Raw genomic sequence first — 25,292 nt, forward strand, 5'->3', positions numbered from 1 at the left:
AAAGCTTTTTCCCATACATCCGGCAGCGGAACCGTCATCGAGAGAAATCACTCTACAACAGGCACCGATTAGATCGTACATGAAATAGCATCAAACATCGCTTGCCAGAATCAGACGGTTCCGGCCCAACGGATTATGGGTTTTATTGACGCCAACAACTCGGACAGACGTTCGAAACCTAAGATCATTTGAATTCACCTGCAAAGCCTTGGCCTTGGCTCGAGCCACAGTAGCAACAGTTGACTGTCACAACGTCCCACACGCACCAGAAAATGAAAGAAGCCCCGAAGGGCTTCTTCATTGGCTATCTTTTCACAACGGCTACCATCGTATTGTGAACCCTATATTCCCCTTGACGGCATAGCTGTCGGTTGAGTGGTTGAGGGAGGTGTTGATGGAGCCCTGGCCGTAGATTGCATATTTGCTGTCGGCCCAAGCATAGGTGCCGCCGGCGCCGATGCCGGCCCAGGTTTTGTCATTGTCGGTATCGACGTTGACACCGGCCACATTGATGCGGGTGCCGCCGAGGAACTCCTGATAGACATTGGCGATGCCATAGACCGATGTGTTGACCATGCGGCCGTCATCCCCCTGCCAGCTGTCCTGATAGTTGGCGGCAAGACCAATGCGTGCCGTCAGGCTGTCGCCATCCTGCATGTGCACGCGGTTGCCCCAGATGTCGTGGAACGCATCCGCATCGAGTGACGACCACATCAGCTGCGCCTGTGGCGTCAGCGACCAATGTTCGTCGAGCGCAATCCGCTGCCCCACCTCGGCACTCAGCGCATAGCCGAAGGCCTTTGCGCCATCGGCCAGCCCGCTATTAGCCGTATCGGAGTTGAGATCATTGTCGAACCATGTCAGCTGGCCCTGCGTATCGACATAGAAGCCGTCATTGCCATACCAGGTTGCGGTCGCGCCAAGGCTCCAGGCGCTGGTGTCGGTATAACCGTCACCGAAGAACGAGCTGGAATTGCCATGCGCCGTACCATATTGCCCGGTGATCCCGGCAATCAGCTTCCCGTTGGCATCCTCATAGAACTGCCCGTCGACACCGGTCTGCATGATGAAGCTGTTGATATCCTGCTTCATGCCGGTCGCGCTGTGCGGCTCAAGCCGGTTATGCGCGCCCTCGATGCGCGCCCAGATCCCGCGGCTGTCGACAGTGCTGCTGCCTGTATTGCTCGCGTCGTTGTCGTTCCCGCTCGTCAGATAGCGATTGCCGACACGTTCCTGCAGCGTGGGCAGTTTGTTGAGCACCTGCATGTTCTGCGCATAGCCCTGATAGACCGGAACACCGGCACTATAGCGCGGGTTGTCCGGATCGACCGGGCAGGTATTGGTCTGCTGGCAATCGGGGGCCGGCGGTTCCTGTGTCGTCTGGCTGGTCAGATACCAGTTGCCGTCCTTGTTGCCGCTGCCCGCCCCCTGTTGCAGCGTATAGGCATAGGCACCGCCCACAACCGCCTTCTGACCGTCCTTGGTGGTGTAGTCGCTGACAAGCGAGAAGGTTCCGTTCGACTGACCGGCAACCTCGACCACTTCGATGCCGTTGACAGTCTGTGCCCCCAGTCCGCCGCGATTGTTGACCTTCAGATTGGTCGTGCCGGATGTGTCACCACCCACCTTCAGGCGATCGGTTTTGGAACTGTCGTCGCCGAGCACCGTATTGATGACGACCGTGCCACCGGTGCCGGTATAGTTGCCGGTCACGCTCAGTGTCGTACCTGCCGTCTGCTGTGTTCCCATCGTGATGAGACCGCCATTCGACAGCGCGGCCAGCGTGGTATCGAAACCGCCAAGATCGAGCGTCCCGTCTGTACCGACAGTGTAGCCCGACGATGCATTGTTGAAGACACCAGCTGCGCCCTGCTTCAGCGTGCCGCCATCGACATTGGTCGCACCGGTATAGGTGCCGGCCGTATTGAGGGTCAGGGTACCAGTGCCACTTTTGGTCAAATCGCCAGCACCAGAGATTACACCGGAGAACTTGCTGTCGAAGCTTTGTTCGACCGTCAGCTTGCCCGATCCAAGTGCAATATCGCCATCGCCCGTCGTACCGCTCGCGTCGAAGGCCGCAAGACCGCCGACCGTCGTGTCGAAGCCGCCGAGATCGGCCGTTGCACCCGCCTTGACCTTCAAGGTGCCCGTGCCGAAGGCATGGCCAGCGACACCTGCCTTGACCCCGCCATTCTCAACCGTCAGACCGCCCGAGAAGGTGTTGTCGCCGGTAAACGTCGTTGTGCCTGCGCCTTTCTGGACCACACCACCCTTGCCGTCACCGGTGATGTTGCCGTCAAACTCCGTATCGTCGCTCCGGTTGAAGGCCAGCGTGCCGTCACCATAGGCGCCGCTCGAAACCGCAACGTCACCCTTGATGCTGCCCGTATTGCCACCGTCACCGATCTGCAGGACACCACCTGTCACCGTCGTCCCGCCGCTATAACTGTTCGCACCCGTCAGAACCAAGGTGCCGTAGTCGGTTTTGCGCAAACCGCCCGTTCCCTGCAGTTCGGCACTGATCGTTGCCGTGATATTCGAATCCGCCTTGCCGTCGCCGACGCGAATGATTGGCGCAGTGCCCGGCGCACCGTTATCGAGCATCAGCGCATCGCCCGTCAGCACATAGCCACCGGTTGCAAAATTAAGACCGGATGCCGTCACCGTTCCGTTCTGATTATTGATTGTGACCGTACCGGCATTACCGCCGAACACGGCAAATGAACCATTATCCCAGCGACCGTTAAAGAGCTGCCCCTGTTGGGAGCCCTTGTCGTCCTCGGTCCAGTTGTCATTGCTGACATCCCAGGTACCGCTGCCGCCGACGATCTTGCTGTTCTGGTTGTTCTGGCTGCGGTCACCTTCCGCATTCCAGAACGTCACCTCGACACCGTTCTGATTGACCAGATTGACCTGATGTTCGTAATCCGTCTGAATCCACATTCCAGATGCGTCAGAGTTCTGGGGGACAGTGCCGATGGTCATCCCGTTGTCCGTCAGGGTGCCGCCATAATCAAAGATGCGGTACACCCCGGCGCCAAAGCCGCCAACATCCTCGGTCACATTCAGTGTACCACCAAGCGTCAGATCTCCCTTGACGTCGAACAGCGCGCTTCCGGTTGGCGTGCCGAGCGCGATATTCGTCATGCTACCGTTCGCAAGCGTCAGATTACCGTTCATTGTCAGCGTATTATTATCCAGCCCGACAAGTGTTGCACCACTATCGATTGTCGTATTTCCATCGATAGTACCGGTTCCCCTGAGCGTTGCCCCGGTCTGAACCGCCAGATCGCCCCCGAGCGTGCCATCCACGCGCACCGTGCCGGTCTGAACTGTGCCTGTGCCCACAAAGGCGCTTTCGTCACCGCCAAAAATCAGGTCGCCGGTCCCGGTCTTGGTCCAGGTTCCGGTTCCCGTGAGTGCACCTTCAAGTGTCAGATCGGCATCCGTCTGGAACGTGCCGCCGCCATTGCCGATCTCGATGGCCCGTGATTGCGTCGAGAAGGCTGCCGTGTTCTCGAATATGCCGCCATCCAGCGTCAGCTTGCCAGACTGGTCCCCGAGTACACCATTCGATGCCACGGCCAGCGTACCGCTCTTGACAGAGGTTCCACCCGTATAATCATTCGCGCCTGTAAGCGTCAGCGTATCGGTGCCGATTTGTTCGACACTGCCGGTACCGGAGATTTTATCATCGAACGCATAGGCATCGGAACGGTTGAAAGCCAGAATGCCGTTATTGGTCACATCGCCTTCGATCGTGCCGGACGTTCCGCCATTACCGATCTGCAAAGTTCCCTTCGAAATCGTGGTGCCGCCGTCATAGTCATTGTTATAGGTCAGGATCAGCGTACCGTCGCCCGTCTTGGTGAGACCATCGCTACCCAGGATGACGCCGCTGGCAATGACTGTATGGCCGTTCGTGTCGAGCTGGCTTTGCGCTGTATTCAGCTCGATTGTGTGTGTGAAAGTGTTTGCGCCCGTAAAGTCCGCGCCAAACTTCAAGACCGCGTTCCCGGTAGCGCCTCCGGCGACATCCTCGGGGTCCGCTCCGACCGCTACGACGCTTTCGGCAGGCCCCAGATTGTCATCTTGCGTGACGACAAGAGTTCCAGACCTGACATACGTTCCGCCGCTATAGCTGTTGTTACCCGAGAGTGTGATTTCACCACTGCCTGTAATACTGACGACTCCCGTGCCGGTGATCGTATTGTCAACCGTCACAGTACCGGAACGGTCGACAGCAAGAAGCCCTCTGTTGATGCCGTCTATGCCCGTGTCGATATCGCCCAGAACGCTTCCGCTCGTGCCGCCATCTCCAAGCTGCAGAGTACCGCCCAGAATGTCAGTGCCGCCGGTATATTGATTATCAGCCGTCAGAACCAGCCGCCCCGCATAAGTCTTGCGCATTCCATCAGTGCCAACCAGCTTGGCCGAGATCGTGGCTTTCATATCGCCGTCATTCGTGCCGCCGCCAACGCGAATGATCGGCGCTCCCGACAGATTGGAGGCAGGCGACACCAGGGTGAGATCACCGCCGGTCACCTCATAACCGTCGGTCTGGAACTGCATGCCCGAAGCTTTGACCGCACCGGCACTATTGTCGACAGTCACCGTGCCTTTGTTGCTTGCAAAGATCGCAAAGCCGGAATCATCCCACGGACCGTTGAGCAGATAGTTATGATCGGTCCAGCTTTTGTTGCTGGCCTCGTTCGTCCAGGTGCCGTCACCGCCGTTCTGCGCACCATCGTCTTGGTTGGCAGGATTGTCACCATCCCAAAAAGTCAGCTCACCCCCGTTGGTATTGAGGATATTGACCTTACCCGACTGATTGGTCTGGACACTCACCTTGGCAGCATCCTGACCGGACGGCAGGGTTCCTACAGAAAGCGTATTGTCTGTCAGGTTTCCGGAATAGTCGAAGACCGTGTAGATACCCGGCCCATCGTCGCCGAAAGTGCCGACATTGATTGTGCCGCCCAGCGTCAGGTCGCCCTTGACATTGAACAGCCCCGTCTGGCTGGCGCCGCCGAATGAGGCCTCGATGGTGCTGTTATTGGCGAGGCTGAGGTTCTTGTCGAAAGTCAGGACCTGACCGGCTTGACCGACCAGTGAAGCACCGTCGGCAACCGTCACATTGCCACCAATGGTTCCGGCTCCGCCAAAGCTGGCGCCGCTGGCGACACTCACGGTTCCGCCGAGCGAACCGTCAACAAGAAGCGTGCCCGCCGCAACGGAGGTACTACCACCGAAAGCGCTGCTGTCACCACTCAATGTCACGCTGCCTGCACCATTCTGCTGAACAATGCCCGTGCCGCTGATGATACCGGAGAAGTCGAGCGTGTTGCTGCGATTGAACGCCAGCGTGCCGTTATTGTCCACATTGCCTGCAATGCTGCCGGTGGTGCTGCCATTGCCGATCTGCAGCGTGCCTGCCGAAATCGTGGTGCCGCCCGTATAGGTGTTTGTCCCTGTCAGCGTCAGCGTGCCGCTGCCATCCTGATGCAGCGCCCCGGCGCCCTTGATCACGTCACTATATGTATATGCATCGCTGCGCTTGAAGGTGAGCGTGGCCCCCGAGGCGATATCGACTGTGCCTGTGATACTGCCCGTCGTGCTGCCATTGCCGATCTGCAACGTGCCTTTCGAGACCGTCGTCGTGCCGCTGTAGCTATTCGCGCCTGACAGGACCAGTATGCCGTCACCCGTCTTGGTCAGCTTGCCAGCACCGCTGATCACACCGGAAAAATCGTTGCTCTTGGCCGCTGTTGTCTCGATCGTGCCGCCACTCGCGCCGAGCGTTACCGCGCGCGCGCTGTCGAAACTGTCGGTCAGCAGAAGCGAGCCGCCGTTAAACGAAAGCGCACCAGCCGTCGCGCCAAGATTCTCATCCGCACCGACAGACAGGACACCGCCATTGACCGCCGTCCCGCCCGTATAGCTGTTGACGCCTGAAAGTGCCAGCGTGCCGGCGCCGGTCTTGGTCAGCTTGCCCGCACCGCTGATCACACCGGAAAAACCGTTGCTCTTGGCCGCCGTTGTCTCGATCGTACCGCCGCCGGCATCAAGCGTCACCGCGCGGTTGTTGTCGAAACTGTCGGCCAGCAGAAGCGTGCCACCGTCGAACGAAAGCGCACCGGTCGTCGCGCCAAGATTCTTGTCCACACGGACAGACAGGACACCGCCATTGACCGCCGTGCCGCCCGTATAGGTATTGACGCCTGAAAGCACCAGCGTGCCAGCGCCCGTCTTGGTCAGCTGGCCCGCACCGCCGATAACACCGGAAAACTCATTGCTGTGAAACAGGCTGGTCTGGATCGTGCCGCCACCCGCACCAAGCGTCACCGCGCGCGAATTTTCGAAACTGCCCGTCAGCTGCAGCGTGCCGCCGTTAAACGAAAGCGCACCCGTCGTGGCCCCAAGATTGGCGTCCGCACCAACCGAGACAACACCACCATTGATGACGGTCCCGCCCGTATAGGTGCTGTCGCCCGAAAGCGTCAGTGTGCCGGCGCCAACCTTGATCAGCTGGCCAGGATAATTGGGGTCATCGCCATTATCAATCACACCGCTGAAGGTGCCATTGAAACCGTTGGTGTCGATTATGCCGGCTGCGTTAAGACGCAACTCCCGCCCGGAAGAAAAACCGGAACCGCCAAGCTGCAAAGTACCACCAGAAAAATCGACATAACCGGCCTTGTCACCAAGATTCTCGTCCTTGCTGACAATCAGGGTGCCCTTGTTGATCGCCGTGCCGCCCTGATAGGTGTTGTTGCCTGAAAGCGTCAGTGTGCCATCGTCGTCTTTGACTAAAATAGCCGCACCATCAATCGTACCATTGAGCACGGCATCATGACCACCTGTATTGATCCAGCTGGCGAAATTGCTGTCCAGATGTATTTTGCGATTCGTGGAAAACTGGCTGTCAAGCTGTAGTGTGGATTGAAGGCCAAGCGTCAAATCTCCACTGGCATCGCCCAGATTCTCGTCGCTACTGACGGTCAGAGACGAATAATCCGTTACAAAGGTACCACCCTTATACGTGTTCTGGCCGGTCAGAACCAGTGAGCCGTTTGCTGTCAACGCACCATTCCCATCGATCACGCCGGAGAAGGTCGCGTTTCCATTGTAGGCACTGAGCTTGCCATTGCCCGTCAAATGCACCTTGCGTGCGGAGGAGAAAGTTCCGTCGGTTTCCAGCGTGCCGCCATTGAGCGTCACCGCGCCAGTTGCAGCACCCAGATTGGCATCGCTTGTGACCTTCAGAACACCGTCATTGATAAAGGTCCCGCCCGTATAGGTGTTGGTGCCCGAAAGCTTCAGCGATCCCGCACCGGTCTTGGTCAGGCTGCCCGCGCCGCTCATCACCCCTGAAAACGTGCTGTTCGTGCTGGTATTCGTCTCGATGGAGCCGCCACCCGCGCCCAACGCCACCGTACCGCCGAAACTGACATTGGCCGTCAGCTGCAAGGCACCACCGTTGAAGCCAAGCGGACCCGTGCCGAGTGCGCTCATACCGCCAACCGCAAGCGTGCCCGCATTGATATCCGTGCCGCCGGAATAAGTGTTGGCACCTGAAAGCGTCAGCGTGCCAGCGCCCGTCTTGGTCAGCTTGCCGGTGCCGCTCAGCTTGCCGCTGAAACTATGGCTTGCACCCGTGGCCACATCAATCGTGCCGCCGCCAGCATTCAGCGTCGCAGCCAGGGTCAAGTCGCCGCCCAGACCAAGCGCGCCGCCATCAAATGTCAAAGCACCCGTACCAAGATTGCTGTCACTGCTGGCGATCAAAGTACCCGTATTGAGCGAAGTGCCACCGGAATAGGTATTGGTGCCCGAAAGCGTCAGTGTACCGTCACCGGTCTTAGTCAACCCGCCAGTGCCGGACATGACACCGGAAAAACTGCTGCTCGTACCGCTATCCGCCGCGATCGCCCCGCTGCCATTCAACGCGACTGCTCCGCCAAAGCTGACATTGGCAGTCAATTGCAAGGCACCGCCGTCAAAGGCAAGCCCGCCTGTGCCAAGCGCGCTCGTATTGCCAGCGGCAAGCGTGCCCCCGTTGATATCCGTGCCACCCGAATAGGTGTTGGTGCCCGAAAGCGTCAGCGTGCCAGCGCCGGTCTTGGTCAGCTTGCCGGTTCCGTTCACCTTGCCGGCAAATGTCGATGCATCGGAACGGTTGAAGACCAGAGTGCCATTATTGGTAATATTGCCGGCAAGACTGCCGCTCGTCGAACCATTACCGATCTGCAGTGTGGTCCCGCTATCGATCGTTGTGAGCCCGGTGTAGCTGTTTGTCCCGGACAGTATCTGCGTTCCAGACACCAGGTCGATGCCACCGGAACCGGAGATCGAACCTTTGAACTCATCGCCTGTACCTGCGGTCAGGGTTAAAGTCTTGCTGCCCAGCGCGACTTGTCCGGTTGTATCGCCTGTAAGGTGCTGAATGGCGGTGGACGATGCACTGATGGCTGAGATGTCCAGCGTACCATTAACCGTCACGCTGTCAGCCTTAGCCAGACTGCCATCGCTGAAAAGAGCTAAAGTCCCCTGCTTGATGGTCCAATTATGCGTGTCGTTCACAGCACCGGTCATCGTCCAGGTGCTGGTTCCATCCTTGATAAACTGCTCAAACCCTTGATATTTTACACCGATCTGTGTGCCATCGAAGCTTGAGGCATCGGTTCCGCCAAGAACGAAGACGTTTCCGCTCGTGCCACCAGCTGCAACCACATTGCCATTGATGACGGAGCCATTCCATATCTCGAATGTATTGTTATTGCCGACGATATCGACCGCATTGGAACTGGGACCACTCGCGCCCCCCGACACCCACCGAGCACCTGCAGATATCGTCCCTGCATTCACAACATGCGAATCCGCCCCCATTCGTACACCGCTTCCAGCAAAGCCGAGAGATACACCCTGCGATGACCCGACCCCGGCAGCACCCGCTATTGTTCCGTAGTTGATCAGGGTAGATGTGTTGGTGACAACAGCGCCATCCCCGCCGCCGCCCGAAGCCCCCCCCCTTCCCGACATGTTACCCTGGCCACCACTTCCACCCTGTCCGCCTGTTACGGTCATGTAAGTTGACAAAGTTGTTCCGGAAAGGATGATACCAGCACCACCACCGCCGCCGCCGCTGCCATAGTAGGAACTCGAGGAGCCAACCCCATTCCCTCCCTTCCCGCCGGAGACATCTGATCGCAACTCCCCGGTGAGGTCGACGAGGTACAACCCAGCACCGCCACCGCCACCGCCACCGCTTGGATAACCGACATTAATCGCGGGGGCGGTCACTCCGTCCTGACCGTGTATTGTCGAACCATCGGCCGGAATAGCGGTGTCACCGACTGCCCCCCCAGCTCCACCTACTTCTCCACTCCATGTCCCATTTGCACCTTTGCCGCCAACACCATTCTGCGACGGAGCTTCTCCAGCTATGGGATTACCATCGACATCAACTGTAGAACCGCCACCGCCATTGCCACAACCGCCAGCCCCACCAGCACCACCGGGCGATGGCGCTACCGGACCACACAAGTCAGGTGTAGCGCCGGTTGTCGCGGCAACATTGAACACAGCCGAAGGCAAGGGCGAGCTGAACGCAGCTCCACCTGCCGTCGACAACGTGACCGGGGTGCCATCGTTCAAATCACCTGCACCAAAATTGAACGAAGCAATGGGAGAAACATAGGGATCGGCCACGACCAGTGTTGGAACCTGTAACTCGTCGCTATTGTCCTGTGCCGTATAATCCGTTGCCTTTCCGGAGCTGACGGAAAGCGCCAGCGTGGAGACGGAAATGGCCAGCACAAGCGCTGCGGAAGCCAGGACGCCACCGCCAGATTTTTTATATCTGGTTTCACGCCGCGTGAACGGCACGACTGCTGAAACTGAGCAATAAAAACCCGCCAAAGGATTTCTCCACGAAGTATGACATAAAAATAATCACATGCGTTATTAATGAACGGTGTAAACTGATTTCCCAAATACCTCAATAGTATAGAAATTATGGCACATTTCGCTTGATTATTTATTATGCATTACTAATATATAATAATTCTATATACTTATTTTGCTGAAAATATACTCTATAATCGACAAAAATTCCACATGAAGCGCTGAGCTGCCGCACCCTGGGGAGCTTCAAGATGATCTGACCACATCATTCCTATTGGATTGGGCATCGACGAGCCTTTACGAACTTTCGTCCCATTGACTCGACAACGGAACCGCGCACTCGTCGGGCCGGATTGAAAATTCAAGACATCCTGGAAAAGCCATGCCGAGAAGATATCTCTGATACATCGGCCCAGCATCTGTGAGCTAAGCGAGCCAACTGACGATGTTTCCTCGGAACTGAATGATCAGCCTGGCAGGACGGTGACCACCTCTAGCGAGAAACGAAAAGAGATCATTCTCCGGGAACGGAACACGTCCGGTAAGCCCACGGAGCCCAGTAATTCCTCGAAAGACAAACCGCGATCATGAATACACGCTCATGCAAACTCATGCTTTCTAGAATTCAAATAGACGCTCGAATAAGCATCCAATTTTGCCAGCAATCTGATCTCAGAAAATAAGGAAATTATATACAAAAAAAAGAATACCGCCATGGAATAGTTAATTTTTTGAGATAGCAATCAATAGCGATATATAAATCTAATAAAATAAGATACGATAATCATATTATTATGACTAATTCTATACTATAATATTTATTATAAATACATAATTATACTAATTATACATTTAAAAATGAGGACTATTAAATGAAGAGCAATTTATTTATTTATTGCATCCCTTTCTTTTTATTTGGCTGCTCGACGCCGAGTTCAAAAGTGCTTCCCCCATATAAATTAAGTAATGGTGACACATATCAAGATGTCGTTACCGTTGGGTCTGACGGAAAAGGGCTCTCCCCTACTGTAACCGGCGTTAAAACTTTTCATATTCGCCCAAACAAGAAGAGCGAATTGGTATCCCACGCGGTTGGATCCGAAAGTAGCATCGCCAATGCTTTGATTAGTTCATCCAGCAGCACGCTATCCAGCACTCTGCCAATATTGCTGTTGAATAACAGAAATAGATCCAAAAAAGATTATAACAATATCGTAAATAGCTACAATTCTGGCAGTGGAAATAGCGGAGACTATAGCGGAAATGGAAATAACAACTAAAGTTTACCAAAATTTGGAGGTTTTATTGATCGCTTAGACTAGGTCTATAATATTATTTCCCAGACCAGCGCGAGCCAGGCGGCCTTCCAGAAGACTGCCCTGGCTCGCGATAATTTGAGCGATATAGAAGGTCTCTATTTTGAACATCTCGGCGACGATGCCGACCAAGGCCTTGGCCTTTCAAAGTGCAGAATGTGCTTGATGTTCACCAAGTGCCACTACGAGAAATCTCTTAACAGGAATACGCGGCTCCAGAACTGGAGTGCCATCGGCTGGTCAATCGAGCGCTATCGCGCTGGAGGTGTAAACAAGGCTCTGGTGGAGTATTATCGTAAAGTCGTCGGTGACAGCGAGTACGCCGATGAAGACCCTGCGGCACAAGTATGTCGAAAGACAAAGCGCTGAACAACTTTCGCCCCAGAGCCCCCATAATACCTATTATAAGCGCCTACCATATCTCAGGTAGGCGCTTCATTTATTTTACCAACGGCCGCCGTTGTTGGTGTTGCCGTTGCCGCTATTGTCACCGGAGTTACCGGAGCCGCTGTTGCCATTACCAGTATTGTTGCCACCATTGCCCTGGAACAGGGTCGTCGCTGCCGGGGACTTTTGAGCAACGCCCGATTCTACTGGCGACTTCATGGTCCCGGCATGGGCTGCAAAAGGAGCAAGAGCAATAAAAAGCGTAATAAAAGTTTTCTTAATCATAATAATATTTCTCCATATTTACTAAGCAAAGCTAATTATCTTTGCATTATTATTTGACATCAAATACGAAAACCTTTCAACGCCAATATATAAGTAACTCTTTGTGTTAATTATATAATAATTTAAGAATGTATAATTTACCACCTTTCCAAGGGCGATTAGAGGAAGCCGTATCGAGCATTTGAAGACGGTAACCGACCGCGACGTTTGCTGGTTCGCAGTTGGCCGATTGTCAGATGACGCCAGGTCCTTAACGACACAGACATCCGACGCGCGTTTCAAGCATCAAAGCTTCCTGTTGTTTTTTGTGTCCGGGGTGACGTCATCAAGAAAGTTCACCGTGGGAACGAAGAACAGAGAGCCCGTTACCGCACGACTAAAATCGAGAACATGGTCATAGGTTCCCGGCGGGTTGCCGATGAACATATTCTCCAACATTTTTTCAATACGTGACGGCGAACGGGCAAAGCCGATAAAATAAGTTCCGAACTCGCCTTTTCCAATCTCGCCAAAGGGCATGTTGTCACGCACGATCTGCAACTGCTCTCCATTCTCTTCAATGTTTGTCAGTACATTGTGTGCGTAGGGTTTCTTTTGCTCATCGCGTTGCTCAATATCGGAAAGCTTGTGCCGACCTATTATATTCTCCTGTTCCTCAACGGGGACTTTGTTCCAGCTATCGAGGTCATGAAGATACTTCTGGACGATTACGTAGCTACAGCCGGAAAATTCCGGGTCTTCATTGCCGATGAGAGTTGCCGACAAGGCTGCCTGATCAACCGGGTTTTCCGTGCCGTCGACAAACCCCAGAAGATCGCGATCATCAAAAAACTTGAAACCGTGCACCTCATCGACAACTGCAACGTTACCTGAAAGCCTGGACATAATGTGGCTGGCCAGCTCGAAGCACTGATCCATGCTGTCTGCGCGTATGTGAAAAAGGATATCGCCGGGTGTCGATACAGCCGTGTGAACACCGCGAATCTCCCGGAACGCATGCAGTTCTTTCGGCTTCGGTGAGCCGAAGAGCCGGTCCCAAGCCTCCGAACCAAAACCGGTTATGCAGGAGAGCTGTCCATTCAACCGCCGAAATCCAACGCCTCGTACAAGGCTTGAAAGATCCGCGCACAACCCCCGAACCGTCCGCTCCGCATCAGCGCCCTCGTTGATGGTTACGACAAGAAAGATAGCGGCTCTCGTCAGCTTTCCGACAACTGACTGGGAAACTGGGAGCGAAGAAATACCATCTGTGGCCATGCTCAATCCATCTCGACAAATGAAAATTTTCAGGCTTTAGCAACCGCTCATCTATGCTTACCCCGAAGTCAAACTTTCCGCCAAGCGATATCCAACCTGCAACGAAAACAGTTCACCGGTCAGAGATGGGTAAGTTTTTTCGCCCGGCGCACAAGATACCACACGGCAACAATGATTACCGGGAAGCCCGCAAGCGTCAGAAGCGTTTTCAGACCGGAGATAACTTCAACATGGCTCAGGCTTTCCAGTAGCGTCTTGTAGAGCCCGATGGCGTAATAGCTGATGGCGACGATAGAGAACCCTTCAACGGCTTCCTGAAGCTTGGTCTGCACCTGCACCCGTTTTTCCATCGATTCCAGCAGTTGCAGGTTTTGCTGCTCCAACTCAACCTGAACCGACGTTCGCAACAAATCGCTGGCGCGGGCAACGCGGGTGGCTGAATTCTCGACGCGTCTGCTGGCTTGCGCGCAAAACCTGATAGCGGGGCGGAAACGACGCTCGATGAATACGCCGAGCCTTTGATAACCGTCGACATGTTGTTCGCGCAATTCAGCAAGCCGCGCAAACACCAGTTCCGCATAGGCAGCAGTGGCGCTGAAACGCTCGCCCGTATTGACCGATACGTCGAGAATTTCGCTGGCAAGCTGTGCCAGATCCTTGAGAAGCCGCTCTTGCTGGTGCGCTTCTTTGCCTAGCGCATCAACGATTGTCTGCAACCGGGTCTCGAACTCGGAACAACGTGCAAAAGTGTCCTGCGCCAGCGGCAGGCTGATCAACGCCATGAGACGGTAATCTTCGATTTCGAGTAATCGCCGAACCATACGTCCGGTCCGAAACGCATTGAGATTGTGATTGAGCAGGACAAAGCGCGTCGCGTTGGCTTCGTTGAACCGAAACGTCGACCAGATTTCAGCGTCGCAATTGCCTATTGCAGAAACGGCAACATCTGTATCCGTTTCTGCACCGAGCATAAGCTTCGCATCATGCGTACCCGCAAGACCAACGACAATTTCAATGGAATTGATGCGCTGTCCCGGCATTTCATTGACGAGTTTGATCCAGATTTCTTCTCTGAGCGGGATGGCATTGTAGTCGCCGCTCCATTGAATGACATAGGTCAGCGATACAAATTCAGCGTGGATTTCCCACTTGATGCGACCGCTTGTCGTTTGTGCAATACCGCTTTTGCCGTCACTGGTATTCTTCAATCCCAGCTTTAGAAGAGTGTCGGGAACACGCGTGGTCTCGTTTCCGACAAAAAAAGCTTCATGCCAAACCACTGCCGGAGCATCAAAATAAATCGACGGACGCGAATGCAGTTCGTCGTTAAGAACACTACGCCATGGATAGTCTTTGGTCATCGGCGCGTGGTCCCACCCCGTTTTTCAAAACTGTTTGGAAAGATCGAAAGCCATCATCGACCATAGCGTATTACGGTCAGCTGATCGTTCAAAGGCTTTTTCGCGCACTTCCTCAATCGATTCAGCCGGGTTTCAAACTCAATGAGATTGTGTAGCACCATCTCGCTTCAAGTTCTGGCATCAAAGTCGACAAATGGTGTACGCGCAAGGGTGTCTAATGTGTTCGTCGGGGAAGATGCAAACCAAGGAATACCGGGAGCAATGGAACTACCTTCTTCCATCGTCGCGTTGCACAATATTGCGACCGCGACGGCAGGTCGTCGTTTCTCGTCAACCATCACGCTGCCGCACCATGTTGGAGCATTGACTTTTGTCAGCATCAGTGACTAATGTCAGAATATCCAACGAAAGAACCTCAATGCCTGTCCGACCGAATGACCAGATCATCCACAAGGCCGCCTGGCTTTATTATACGCACGGCCTGCGCCAGGACGAAGTGGCCCAACGTCTCGAAATCTCCCGCGCCTCAATTGCAATGTATCTGCGCAAGGCCCGCGAGATGGGGATTGTTACCATCTCGACCTCCTCGGAACTGTTTTCAGACGATGTGCTGGCGCGCGAACTGGAAGACGCGACGGGCCTAAACACTGTCTGGCTGGTGCCGGAAGACCGTCAAGCGATGGATCCCGCAGCTGAAATGCCTGTCGTCGCAGCTTCTGTTTTCCTTGAACTCCTCAACAAGGGCGACCGCGTCGGCGTTGCCTGGGGCCGCACCGTCTATCACATTGCCGACGTAATGCCTTTCGCGGATCTGAGCGGCGTTACCGTTGTCCAGCTCTGCGGCAATCTCGGTGCGCCCTATTCCTATAGGCCGGACCAGTGCACTACGGAAATCGCCCGCCGTCTCAATGCGGAAGGCATCAACTTCTATGCGCCGCTCGTTCTCTCTTCCGAGCGCCTCGCTGATGAATTGCGCGGTGAACCTGTCATCAAAGAACAGCTCGCTACAATCCCGGACTGCAATCTGGCGCTTTATTCCGTCGGCGGTATTGAGGATGACAGCCATCTCGTTAAATGCGGCGCGCTTTCGGCCGCCGACATGCATGCCATGGGCGAAAAGGGCGCTGCCGGGGTCATTGCCGGTCAGCTCATAGACCGCGATGGCCAATGGCTGGATTGCAATCACAACAGGCGCTGCATTTCCGCCGACCTCGCTTCCATTCGCGCCATCAAGAAACGCATGCTTGTCGTGCAGGAAGACAACAAGTTCGAGCCGCTGGTGGCGGCATTGAAGGGCGGCTTTGCTTCCCATCTCGTCATTACCACCTCGATGGCGCGTCGGATTCTGGATCGCTGGAGCAAGGATGGGCTCGGCAAAGGCGGTTCAAGCAAGGCTTGAGCCAGAAAAGTTTGGGTCCGCCGATGCCGGCCGGGCCGGTTTATCGGGAGGCTGACTACCATGGAAAATCTCTGGCGCGATGACGAAGCGGAAAAGGTCATCGCCGAATACGCCGCGAAAGGCGTCAACCGCGATTTGGCGCTGCGTACCTATACGACGCGGCTTCTGGGCGGCGAGCCACGACTGGTGTTACATGGCGGCGGCAACACGTCGGTAAAAACCGAGGTGACAGACCTCGTCGGCGACACGCATGCGGTGCTCTGCGTCAAAGGCAGCGGCTGGGACATGGGAACTATCGAACCGGCAGGCCTGCCCGCTGTGAAAATCGACGCCCTTCTCAAGAGCCGCAAACTCGACAGGCTTTCGGACGAGGATATGGTGACGCTGCTGCGCGCCAATCTCATCGAACCCGCCGCTCCGAACCCTTCGGTAGAAGCGCTACTGCATGCCTTCCTCCCGCACAAGTTCATCGACCACACACATTCGACGGCTATTCTCGCCATTGCGGATCAGGCCGAGAGCCAGAAGATGAGCACAGAACTCTTCGGCAAGAAAATGGGCTTTGTGCCCTATATCATGCCCGGCTTCGCGCTCGCCAAAGCGGCCGCCGAAGTGTTCGAACAGGACTCGACGGTTGAGGGCCTGATCCTCGACAAGCACGGCATCTTCACCTTTGGCGACACTGCGAAGGAAGCCTATGACCGGATGATTCACTATGTCACGGTCGCGGAGGATCACGTCAAGAACCACGGTCGCAATCCGTTCACGCCCGCTACCCTGCCTGCTTCGCTGGCAAGGCCCGGCGATATCGTCTCCATGCTGCGCGGCGCAGTTGCCGTCGACAAGGGAGAAGGCCGCTATGACCGGATGGTCAGCGTTTTCCGCACAACTCCGGCTATTCTCGATTTCGTCAATGCCCGCGAGGTCGCGGACATGGCGGCGCGCGGTGTCTCCACACCCGATCTTTCAATCCGCATCAAGACCGGCCCTATGGTGTTGCCCGCACCGGCCACGGATGATCTGGCCGGTTACCGCGCGGTGATCGACCAGCACGTTGCAACCTTTGTCGCCGATTACACCGAATATTTCCGCAGCAATGATGCGCGCGACGACGTCAAGCGCACCATGCTCGATCCCATGCCGCGCCTGACGCTGGTGCCCGGCCTTGGCATGTTTGGCCATGGTCGAACCTTCAAGGATGCGACCATCGCCGTCGATGTCGGCGAGATGTGGATCGAAGCAGCGCGCGATGCCGAATCCGTTGGTCGCTTTGAGCCGGTCAGTCGTCCCGATCTCTTCGATCTCGAATATTGGTCGCTCGAACAGGCAAAGCTCGCGGGCGCCAAGCCGAAACCGTTCACTGGGCAGGTCGCTGTCGTCACTGGCGGTGCGGGGGCCATCGGTGCTGCCGTCGTCAAGGCCTTTGCAGCCGAGGGCGCTCATGTCGTTGCGCTCGATCTCGATGGCGAGAAGGCTTCGGCGGTTGCGAAGGCTGCCGGAAACAGTTCCATCGGCATTGCCTGCGACATCACCGATCCCGCATCTGTGCGAGCCGCCTTTGACAAGGCAGTCGCAACATTTGGCGGCGTCGATATTGTAGTGTCAAATGCCGGCGCAGCCTGGGAAAGCCCTATCGCCACGATGGACGACACGCTGCTGCGCAAGAGTTTCGAGCTCAATTTCTTCGCTCATCAGACAGTCGCACAAAATGCCGTGCGCATCATGAAGGCACAGAAAACCGGCGGCGTTCTGCTGTTCAATGCCTCCAAGCAGGCCGTCAATCCCGGCGCGAAATTCGGTGCCTACGGCCTGCCGAAAGCGGCAACGCTCTTCCTGTCGCGCCAATACGCGCTGGAACACGGTGCCGACAACATCCGCGTCAATGCGGTCAATGCCGATCGTATCCGTTCCGGCCTGCTGAACGATGAGATGATTGCCAATCGGGCTGCGGCTCGCGGCCTCTCCGTCAAGGACTATATGGGCGGCAATCTGCTTGGCCTTGAAGTGACGGCTGAAGACGTTGCCCGTGCCTTTGTCCATCACGCACTAGCCGAACGCACGACTGCCGACGTGACTACAGTCGATGGCGGCAATATCGCAGCAGCCATGCGTTGATCTTTTGGGCTGGTGCAGACAACTGCTTCAGCCTTCCAGACATACAGAAAGGGGCGGTCCGATGGACCGCCCCTTCTTCATTCCGTCATGCCTAGAGCAGTTGTTTCGGCGCATTATCCTACACAGAGCCGCTTCGCACCTTTGCTGGAAATGCTCTAAATCAGGGCTTCGGCATCCATGCAGGCATGGCAACATCGGCATGAGCGAACTGCGGCAGTTTCGTGCCGAGCTCTTCCATATTCTTGATGTCCTGATCGTTGAGATCTTTCTGCGTAATCAGGGTCGGCGGCACGATGACCTGCTTGCCAGGATTTTCACCGGCCAGCAGCATGGCGAGCGAGCGTACAGACACCTGACCAACTACAGCCGGGTTGGTCGCTGCCGTCGCAACCCATGCAGAACCGGATTCACGCATGGCGGCGATGTCGGAGGTCGAGATATCCGCCGAGTAAATTTTCACGTCGGAAGACATGCCAGCTTCGTCGACCGCAATCTTCACGCCCTTGGCGAATTCGTCATAGGGTGCAAACATCACCGTGATGTCAGGGTTGGCGGAGATCACCGAGCGTGCCTGATTGGCGACCGAATTTGCAATGGGATTGTCCATCGTGCCGAACTGGGCGGCTTCCTTGATGCCGGAATATTTCGCCTTGAACTCTTTCCATTTCTCGTCACGACGGTCGAGCGGTGCGATGCCTGCGACATAGACATAGCCAGCCTTGAAGCTCTCGCCATTGTCCTTGATCGCCTGCTCAAGTGCCAAACGAGCGAGATCATGATCGGACTGCTCGACTTGCGGGATATTCTCGTTCTCGACGTTCACATCGAAAGCGACCACCTTGATGCCCGCGTCGACCGCACGCTTGGCGGCCTCCTTCATGGATTCCGTCAGGCCGTGCTGGATGATGATGCCCTGCACACCAAGCGCAATGGCCTGATCGACCATATCGGCCTGCAGAGCTGCATCCTGACGGCTGTCGAACACCTGCAGCTGAACACCCAACGCCTTGGCTTGTGCTTCAACGCCCGCGAGGTAGGACTGGAAGAAGTCGCCGGTCGACAGATAGCGCACGAGTGCGATCTTCACCTCTCCCGGCTTGTCAAAGGGTTTCGGCATATCGGCCGCAAAGGATGGCGTACCAAATGTTGCTGCAGCCATCAGCCCGAGCGTCAGCTTGCCCAGGGTTCTACGCGTGAAATTCATGTCAGTCTCCTCCACTGATCAATATTGTTAGCCCGCTGAAGGTTCCCGCCTCAGCGTTTGCCTCTTTTCGAGAGCGCAAAGGTGAAAATCAGGGCCATGACGAGCACGGCGCCCTTGACGAAATCCTGTGTGTAGTAAGGCGCGTTCATCATCGTCAGGCCCTGCAAAAGAATGCCGACGAAGAGAGCGCCAACGGCAGTGCCGAACGCATTCGGCTTGGCAGCGCCAAGCACTGCGAAACCAATGAGGGCCGCGGCAACGGCATCGAGAAGCAGATTATTGCCCGAGGCGATATCCCCGCGCCCGAGGCGGGCGGCAAGCAGAATGCCGCCGATCGAGGCGAAGACGCCGGAGATGATATAGGCCGAGATCTTGTAGGCATTGACCGGCGCGCCAGCGAGGCTTGCCGCGCGCTCGTTGGAGCCGACAGCGTACATCATCCGGCCGAAGCGGGTATATTCAAGGAAGAACCAGATGACGATGGCCAGCACGATCAGCACCACTACCGAAACTGGCACCAGATTGGGCAGGATGAAATCGAAACGATGACGGCCAAGCGCCAGAAAGGCCGGACTGAAAGCACCGGTTGCCGTCGAGCCATCCGGCAACGTCATGCCCGTTGCAATCGAGCGTCCTTCAGTCGGGATGCGTTGCAGGCCGAGCAGCAGGAACATCATTCCGAGCGTCGCCAGAAGATCGGGAACGCGCATATAGACGATGATGATCCCATTGACCAAACCGACGAGCACACCGACGGCAAGGCAAACAAGTGTCGCCGTCAGGGCGTCCCCACCCATGACCACCATCACATAAGACGAAGCCATCATGGCAGTCGTTGCGACGGAACCGATGGAAAGATCAAAACCGCCAACAACGAGCGTCGCGGTGACACCAAGTGCAAGAATACCGGTGATAGACACGGATTGCAGGATAAAGACCGCGCTCTGGGGCGAAGCGAAACCACCGGTCACAGCCGAGAAATAGAGCACCATGCCAGCAAGCAGCACGAGGAAGCCATATTTGATCGCGGTTTCCCGGATATTCAGGCCCGCAGGCGGAATTGCGCCGGTGGCGGTGGATTTGCTCTGTTCACTTATCATCATGCACTGACCTGTTGATGGGATTGTCCGGCAATCTCGGAGAGCAGCCGCTCGACATCGATGTCGACATTGCGGTGCTCGCCCACGATAGTGTGTTCCGACATCACGAGAATGCGGTCGGCGACTTCGAAGGCTTCGTCGAGCTCCGTCAGGAAAAGAATTGTGGTGCGCCCTGCCGCAGAAGCGCGCAGCTTCTCACCTATGTCGCGACGAGCGGCGATATCGACTCCCTGGAAGGGCTCATCGAGGATGAGCAGTCGCGATGGCTCGGAAAGCCAGCGACCGACCATAACCTTCTGCTGGTTGCCGCCCGACAGCGTCTGCATCTCGTCACGCTCATTGCGGCAGACGACACCGAGCGACGAAATCTGCTGGCGCGCCGTTGCCTTCTCTGCCCGTCGGCTTGAAATGCCGAAAGTCGAAAGCCGGCGTAAGAATGGCAAGCTGATATTTTCGTAGATATTGAAGTCCGGCACGATGCCGCTGATCGCACGGTCCTTGGCGACAAGGAAAACGCCTCTGGCTATCGCTTGACCAGTCGTCTTCGGTGCGTAGTTCACACCATCCAACGTCATTTCGCCTGCTTCCGGGGTCCGCGCACCAAACAGCGTTTCAGCAAGTGCCGTCTTGCCGACACCAACAAGACCCGTGACCGCGACGATCTCACCATCCCCGAGATCGAAATCGAAGGGTCGCGCCTGTTCGGAAAGCTTAAGGCCCCGCACGCTAAAGACCGGACGACTTGCGTCACGCACGGCGACGGCACCAGCCGACACCTTGCGCCCCAGCATGGCATTGACCGCGCCCTCGTAATCGAGTTCCGGCCCCTCGAAACGGCCAGTGATGCGACCGTCGCGCAGCGACACGATGCTGTCGGCAAGGCGACGAATATCCGACATGCGATGCGAGATATAGAGAATGGCGACACCCCGCGCCTTCAACCGATCAACGAGGTCGAACAGACGATCCGCCTCGGCACTGGAAAGCGACGACGTCGGTTCGTCGAGGATCAGCACTTTAGGTTCATGCGCCATGGCACGCGCAATCGCCACCATCTGGCGATCCGCAAGTGTCAGGTCAGTGATTTTGGCCGAAAGGTCGATGGCAAGGCCCATGCGCGAGGCGACCGCCGCCGCTTCGCGACGCACCCGGCGCGGATTGAAAAAAAGCCGCGCACCACGCCCGTTCAACCGATCGAGCGTGAGATTGGTCGCCACATCGAGATCGGCGACGACGCCGTCATTGATGTTCTGATGCACTGTGACAACGCCAGCACGGATTGCCTCGGCGGGCGTCGCTGGATCAAAGGCAGCATCTGCCAGCGTGATAGTGCCGGCACCACGCGTATAGACGCCCGAGAGGATGCGCACGAGCGTCGATTTTCCGGCGCCGTTGGCCCCCATCAAAACCGTCACTGCGCCTGCTTTGAGGTCGAGGTCAACACCTTGCAAGACCGTCACCGGTCCAAAGGATTTGCGCACGCCCTCAATGCGAAACACTGGCTGTTCGCTCATAAATTCCTCCCACTGACGCCACGTTAAGATAGGCTGCCATCAAATGTCAAGGCCATTGACATTTGACAGAATGATGCCTTAGCTGTGGGAAAGACGGCATGGCGGCGCATGGTGGAGGCGGCCCATGCGCAGGAGGAGAGCATTATGGACAGCCACGTCTTCGAGGCGCTGAGTACAGAGACATTGCCAGTTCGGCTTGGTGGCAATGCCGCCATGAAAGAGAAGGTCGGGAGCGATTCGTCACGCTGGGCCATCAGGGAAGTTGGTGACGGTAATCTCAATCTGGTCTTCATCGTCACAGGCGAAGCGGGCGCTGTGATCGTCAAGCAGGCACTGCCTTACGTGCGCCTCGTCGGCGAAAGCTGGCCGCTTCCGCTCAAACGCTCGTTTTTCGAATATCACGCTCTCAAGCGCCAGGGTGCGCGTGACCCGGGTATGGTGCCGGAAATCCTGTTCTTTGACGAAGCCCAGGCAATCATCGTCATGGAATTCCTGACCCCGCACATCATTCTGCGCCGCGCTTTGATTGACGGTCGCGAACTTCCGAAGATCGGTCGTGACCTCGGCCTCTTCGTTGCTCGTACTCTTTTCCGGGGGTCCGACCTTTCCATGGTGACCCGCGAGAAGAAAGCGGACGTCGCCTTGTTCTCTGACAATGTCGAGCTCTGTGACATCACGGAAAATCTCGTCTTTTCCGATCCCTATTTCGAGGCAAAGCTCAATCACCACACCACACCGCAGCTCGATCCAATCGTGGCGGAATTGCGCGCCGACCGCGAGCTCAAGGTGGAAGCGCAGCGGCTGAAACACCTCTTCTCTGCCAAGGCTGAAACACTATGCCATGGCGACCTGCACACCGGTTCGGTCATGGTGACCGACGATGAGACCCGTGTCATCGATCCGGAATTTGCCTTTTACGGTCCGATCAGCTTCGACGTCGGTATGCTGATCGCCAATTTCTGGATGAGCTATTTTTCACAGGCTGGTCATGAGACTGCACCCGGCGCTCGCGACAGCATGCGTGCCTATCTTCTGGATACGATCGACACACTTTGGGAAACGTTCCGCGCCGAATTCGCTGCCCTGTGGCGTACGGAGCGCAAGGGTATCCTCTATCAGGCAAGCCTCTTCGAAGATCGCCAGGACCCGCTTGCCGCCGAACAGGCACTCAACATCGTCATCGACGAGATCTGGCACGAAATGCTGGGCTTTGCCGGCATCGAAACCCATCGCCGCATCCTGGGTCTTGCCCACAATGCCGATTTTGAAACCATCACCGACCCCGACCGCCGCGCTTCTTGCGAGAGCAAGGCGCTGAAGTTCGGGCGTCACCTCGCCGTCAACCGGCAGCGCATCCATAGTCTTCGGGATATCCGAGAGACCGTGGAACGGCTTGAAAAGGAGATTCTCGCGTGAAAGTCGGAGAACGCCACTACCATACGATCTGGCTGAACGAAGACGGTCGCTCCGTTGACATCATCGACCAGCGCTGGCTGCCGCATGAATTCCGTGTCGTAACACTGAAAACCGTCGCCGATGTCGCCGATGCAATCCGCGACATGTGGGTACGCGGCGCGCCGCTGATCGGCGTCACCGCCGCCTACGGCGTTGCCATCGCGATGGCGAAAGACCCCTCGGATGCTCACCTCGATGCCGTATGGGAAGAACTCAACGAGACCCGCCCCACCGCCATCAACCTGCGCTGGGCGCTGAATGCGATGCGCGAATATCTGCGTCCATTGCCTGAGGCAGAACGTGCGGATGCTGCCTATAAGCGTGCCGCCGAGATCGCCGAAGAAGATGTTGAGCTCAACCGCGCAATCGGCGCGAACGGCCTCGATGTCATTCGCGAGATCGCTTCGAAAAAGAAGCCGGGCGAGCCCGTGCGCATCCTTACCCATTGCAACGCCGGCTGGCTTGCTACCGTCGATTATGGCACCGCGACCGCGCCGATCTATATGGCCGTTGAAGAAGGAATCCCGGTCCATGTCTATGTCGATGAGACGCGTCCGCGCAATCAGGGTGCCTATCTGACGGCTTGGGAAATGAACGGCCATGGTGTGCCGCACACGCTGATCGTCGACAATGCCGGTGGACATCTGATGCAGCACGGCGATATCGATATGGTGATCGTCGGCACAGATCGCACCACTGCAAACGGCGATGTCTGCAACAAGATCGGCACCTACCTCAAGGCGCTCGCGGCGCGTGACAACGACGTGCCGTTCTATGTTGCACTCCCCTCGCCAACCATCGACTGGACGGTGCAGGACGGCGTCAAGGAAATCCCGATCGAAGAACGCACCGCCGACGAAGTGAGCTTCGTCCAGGGCCGCGCCGCCGATGGGTCCATTGCGAGCGTCCGCATCTCGCCCGAAGGCAGCCCTGCCGCCAATCCCGCCTTTGATGTCACGCCAGCCCGCCTCATCACCGGCCTCATCACGGAGCGCGGCATCGCAACGCCGTCGCCTGAAGGCCTGAAGGCGCTCTTCCCGGAAAGGAGCTGAGACGATGATTCTGACCAACGAAAAATCCACCGAGGAAATCGCACTCGGCATCCGTCGACGGGTCTTCTTCCATACGATGAAGAACAATGGCGGCTATCTGAGCCAGGCCTGCTCCGCCGCCGAGAGCCTTGCGCTGCTCTACAATGAGTTGCTGACGCTCGGCGAGCCAACCCTGCCGAAAGTGCCGTTGCCTTTCCGTGGCGTGCCTTCGGCGCATAATCCGGATGCCTTCACCGGCGCCGGATATCATGGTCCCGTCGGTCCGAACTTCGACCGCTTCTTCATCTCGCCTGCCCATTATGCGCTCGTCATCTATTCCGTGCTGATCGAAATGGGACGGATGGACGAACACGCGCTTGATCATTTCAACAAGGATGGCGGTTCCGTCGAAATGATCGGCGCCGAACATAGCCCCGGCATGGAAGTGACCACAGGATCGCTGGCCCAGGGGCTTTCCATGGCGTCAGGCGTTGCCTGGGCGCGGCTGCGTAAAAAGGAGCCCGGCAAAGTCTGGGTCTATATGTCCGACGGCGAATTCCAGGAAGGCCAGACCTGGGAATGTCTTGCGGCGATGAGCTACCACAAGATCGACAACATCCGCGTGATCGTCGATGTAAACCGCCAGCAATGCGACGGCGCCATGTCTTCCGTGCTCGACCTTGGCGACCTTGCGTCCCGTGTGGCGTCCTTTGGGGTCACCTGCCGTTCGGTGGATGGCCACGATCTGGGCGCACTACGCGCAGCTGCCGAGAGCGCGGAAGCTGGTAAGCCACTTGTCATCCTCGCCAACACCTCGCCTTACCAGGGCATGGATTTTCTGAAGAAGCGTTTCCCACGCCTGCACTATGTCCGATTCAAGAGCGCGGAAGAGAGGCAGGAAATGCAGACGGCACTTGCCATCGAACTCGGTATCGATCTCACTGCGATGGAAAGGGCCTGAC

Annotated in this window: 15 protein-coding genes; 8 read left to right on the forward strand and 7 right to left on the reverse strand. The window is 56.6% G+C overall.

Annotated features, from left to right (window positions below; genetic code table 11):
* Positions 1–321: 321 nt before the first annotated feature.
* Entirely contained in the window at positions 322–9,921 is a 9,600-nt protein-coding gene (locus KWJ32_RS10840) for an autotransporter-associated beta strand repeat-containing protein (protein WP_235906870.1), read from the reverse strand.
* Between the two features lie 857 nt (positions 9,922–10,778).
* On the opposite strand from KWJ32_RS10840, the gene KWJ32_RS10845 reads away from it, so the two are divergent.
* Entirely contained in the window at positions 10,779–11,186 is a 408-nt protein-coding gene (locus KWJ32_RS10845; RefSeq protein ID WP_011983135.1) for a hypothetical protein, read from the forward strand.
* Between the two features lie 114 nt (positions 11,187–11,300).
* On the forward strand, positions 11,301–11,591 hold the full coding sequence (locus KWJ32_RS10850; RefSeq protein ID WP_125335853.1) for a hypothetical protein: 291 nt from the start codon (positions 11,301–11,303) through the stop codon (positions 11,589–11,591).
* Between the two features lie 75 nt (positions 11,592–11,666).
* On the opposite strand, the gene KWJ32_RS10855 is transcribed toward KWJ32_RS10850, so the two are convergent.
* The 3 genes from KWJ32_RS10855 to KWJ32_RS10865 form a co-directional block, all read right to left on the reverse strand.
* Complete coding sequence (locus KWJ32_RS10855) at positions 11,667–11,894, reverse strand: hypothetical protein (RefSeq protein WP_040128498.1); 228 nt, start codon at positions 11,892–11,894, stop codon at positions 11,667–11,669.
* A gap of 285 nt (positions 11,895–12,179) precedes the next feature.
* The gene (locus KWJ32_RS10860; protein WP_011983136.1) at positions 12,180–13,151 is read right to left on the reverse strand and encodes a Dyp-type peroxidase; all 972 of its coding nucleotides are present in this window, start codon (positions 13,149–13,151) and stop codon (positions 12,180–12,182) included.
* 119 nt (positions 13,152–13,270) lie between these two features.
* Entirely contained in the window at positions 13,271–14,512 is a 1,242-nt protein-coding gene (locus tag KWJ32_RS10865) for a DUF3422 domain-containing protein (protein ID WP_011983101.1), read from the reverse strand.
* 261 nt (positions 14,513–14,773) lie between these two features.
* Here KWJ32_RS10865 and KWJ32_RS10870 point away from each other — a divergent pair, with 261 nt between their 5' ends.
* From KWJ32_RS10870 to KWJ32_RS10880, 3 genes are read left to right on the forward strand one after another with little or no spacing between them, the layout of a single operon-like run.
* Positions 14,774–14,902: a hypothetical protein gene (locus tag KWJ32_RS10870; protein WP_255412157.1), complete on the forward strand. Its 129-nt coding sequence runs from the start codon at positions 14,774–14,776 to the stop codon at positions 14,900–14,902.
* Positions 14,903–14,930: 28 nt separating this feature from the next.
* Positions 14,931–15,911 (forward strand): sugar-binding transcriptional regulator, encoded by a 981-nt coding sequence (locus KWJ32_RS10875; RefSeq protein WP_011983103.1) that lies wholly within the window; start codon positions 14,931–14,933, stop codon positions 15,909–15,911.
* 60 nt (positions 15,912–15,971) lie between these two features.
* A complete protein-coding gene (locus tag KWJ32_RS10880) occupies positions 15,972–18,026 on the forward strand; it encodes a bifunctional aldolase/short-chain dehydrogenase (RefSeq protein WP_011983104.1) in 2,055 nt (684 codons plus the stop codon).
* A gap of 160 nt (positions 18,027–18,186) precedes the next feature.
* Here KWJ32_RS10880 and KWJ32_RS10885 read toward each other — a convergent pair whose 3' ends face one another.
* Genes KWJ32_RS10885 through KWJ32_RS10895 form a run of 3 tightly spaced genes read right to left on the reverse strand, consistent with a single transcriptional unit; the run spans position 18,187 to position 21,844 of the window.
* Entirely contained in the window at positions 18,187–19,230 is a 1,044-nt protein-coding gene (locus KWJ32_RS10885) for a substrate-binding domain-containing protein (protein ID WP_011983105.1), read from the reverse strand.
* A gap of 50 nt (positions 19,231–19,280) precedes the next feature.
* Positions 19,281–20,330 (reverse strand): ABC transporter permease, encoded by a 1,050-nt coding sequence (locus KWJ32_RS10890; RefSeq protein WP_172488819.1) that lies wholly within the window; start codon positions 20,328–20,330, stop codon positions 19,281–19,283.
* Positions 20,330–21,844, reverse strand: coding sequence for a sugar ABC transporter ATP-binding protein (locus tag KWJ32_RS10895; RefSeq protein WP_125335847.1), 1,515 nt, complete (start codon positions 21,842–21,844; stop codon positions 20,330–20,332). The genes KWJ32_RS10890 and KWJ32_RS10895 overlap by 1 nt, the downstream gene beginning before the upstream one ends.
* A 144-nt stretch (positions 21,845–21,988) precedes the next feature.
* Here KWJ32_RS10895 and mtnK point away from each other — a divergent pair, with 144 nt between their 5' ends.
* The 3 genes from mtnK to KWJ32_RS10910 are packed head-to-tail and all read left to right on the forward strand — an operon-like array spanning position 21,989 to position 25,291.
* Entirely contained in the window at positions 21,989–23,260 is a 1,272-nt protein-coding gene (gene mtnK / locus KWJ32_RS10900) for an S-methyl-5-thioribose kinase (protein ID WP_011983108.1), read from the forward strand.
* Positions 23,257–24,351 (forward strand): S-methyl-5-thioribose-1-phosphate isomerase, encoded by a 1,095-nt coding sequence (gene mtnA, locus KWJ32_RS10905; RefSeq protein WP_011983109.1) that lies wholly within the window; start codon positions 23,257–23,259, stop codon positions 24,349–24,351. The genes mtnK and mtnA overlap by 4 nt, the downstream gene beginning before the upstream one ends.
* Positions 24,352–24,355: 4 nt before the next feature.
* Positions 24,356–25,291, forward strand: coding sequence for a transketolase (locus KWJ32_RS10910; protein ID WP_011983110.1), 936 nt, complete (start codon positions 24,356–24,358; stop codon positions 25,289–25,291).
* The last annotated feature ends 1 nt before the right edge of the window (position 25,292 follow it).

Source organism: Ochrobactrum sp. BTU2, from assembly GCF_024539785.1.
Lineage (GTDB): Bacteria > Pseudomonadota > Alphaproteobacteria > Rhizobiales > Rhizobiaceae > Brucella > Brucella anthropi.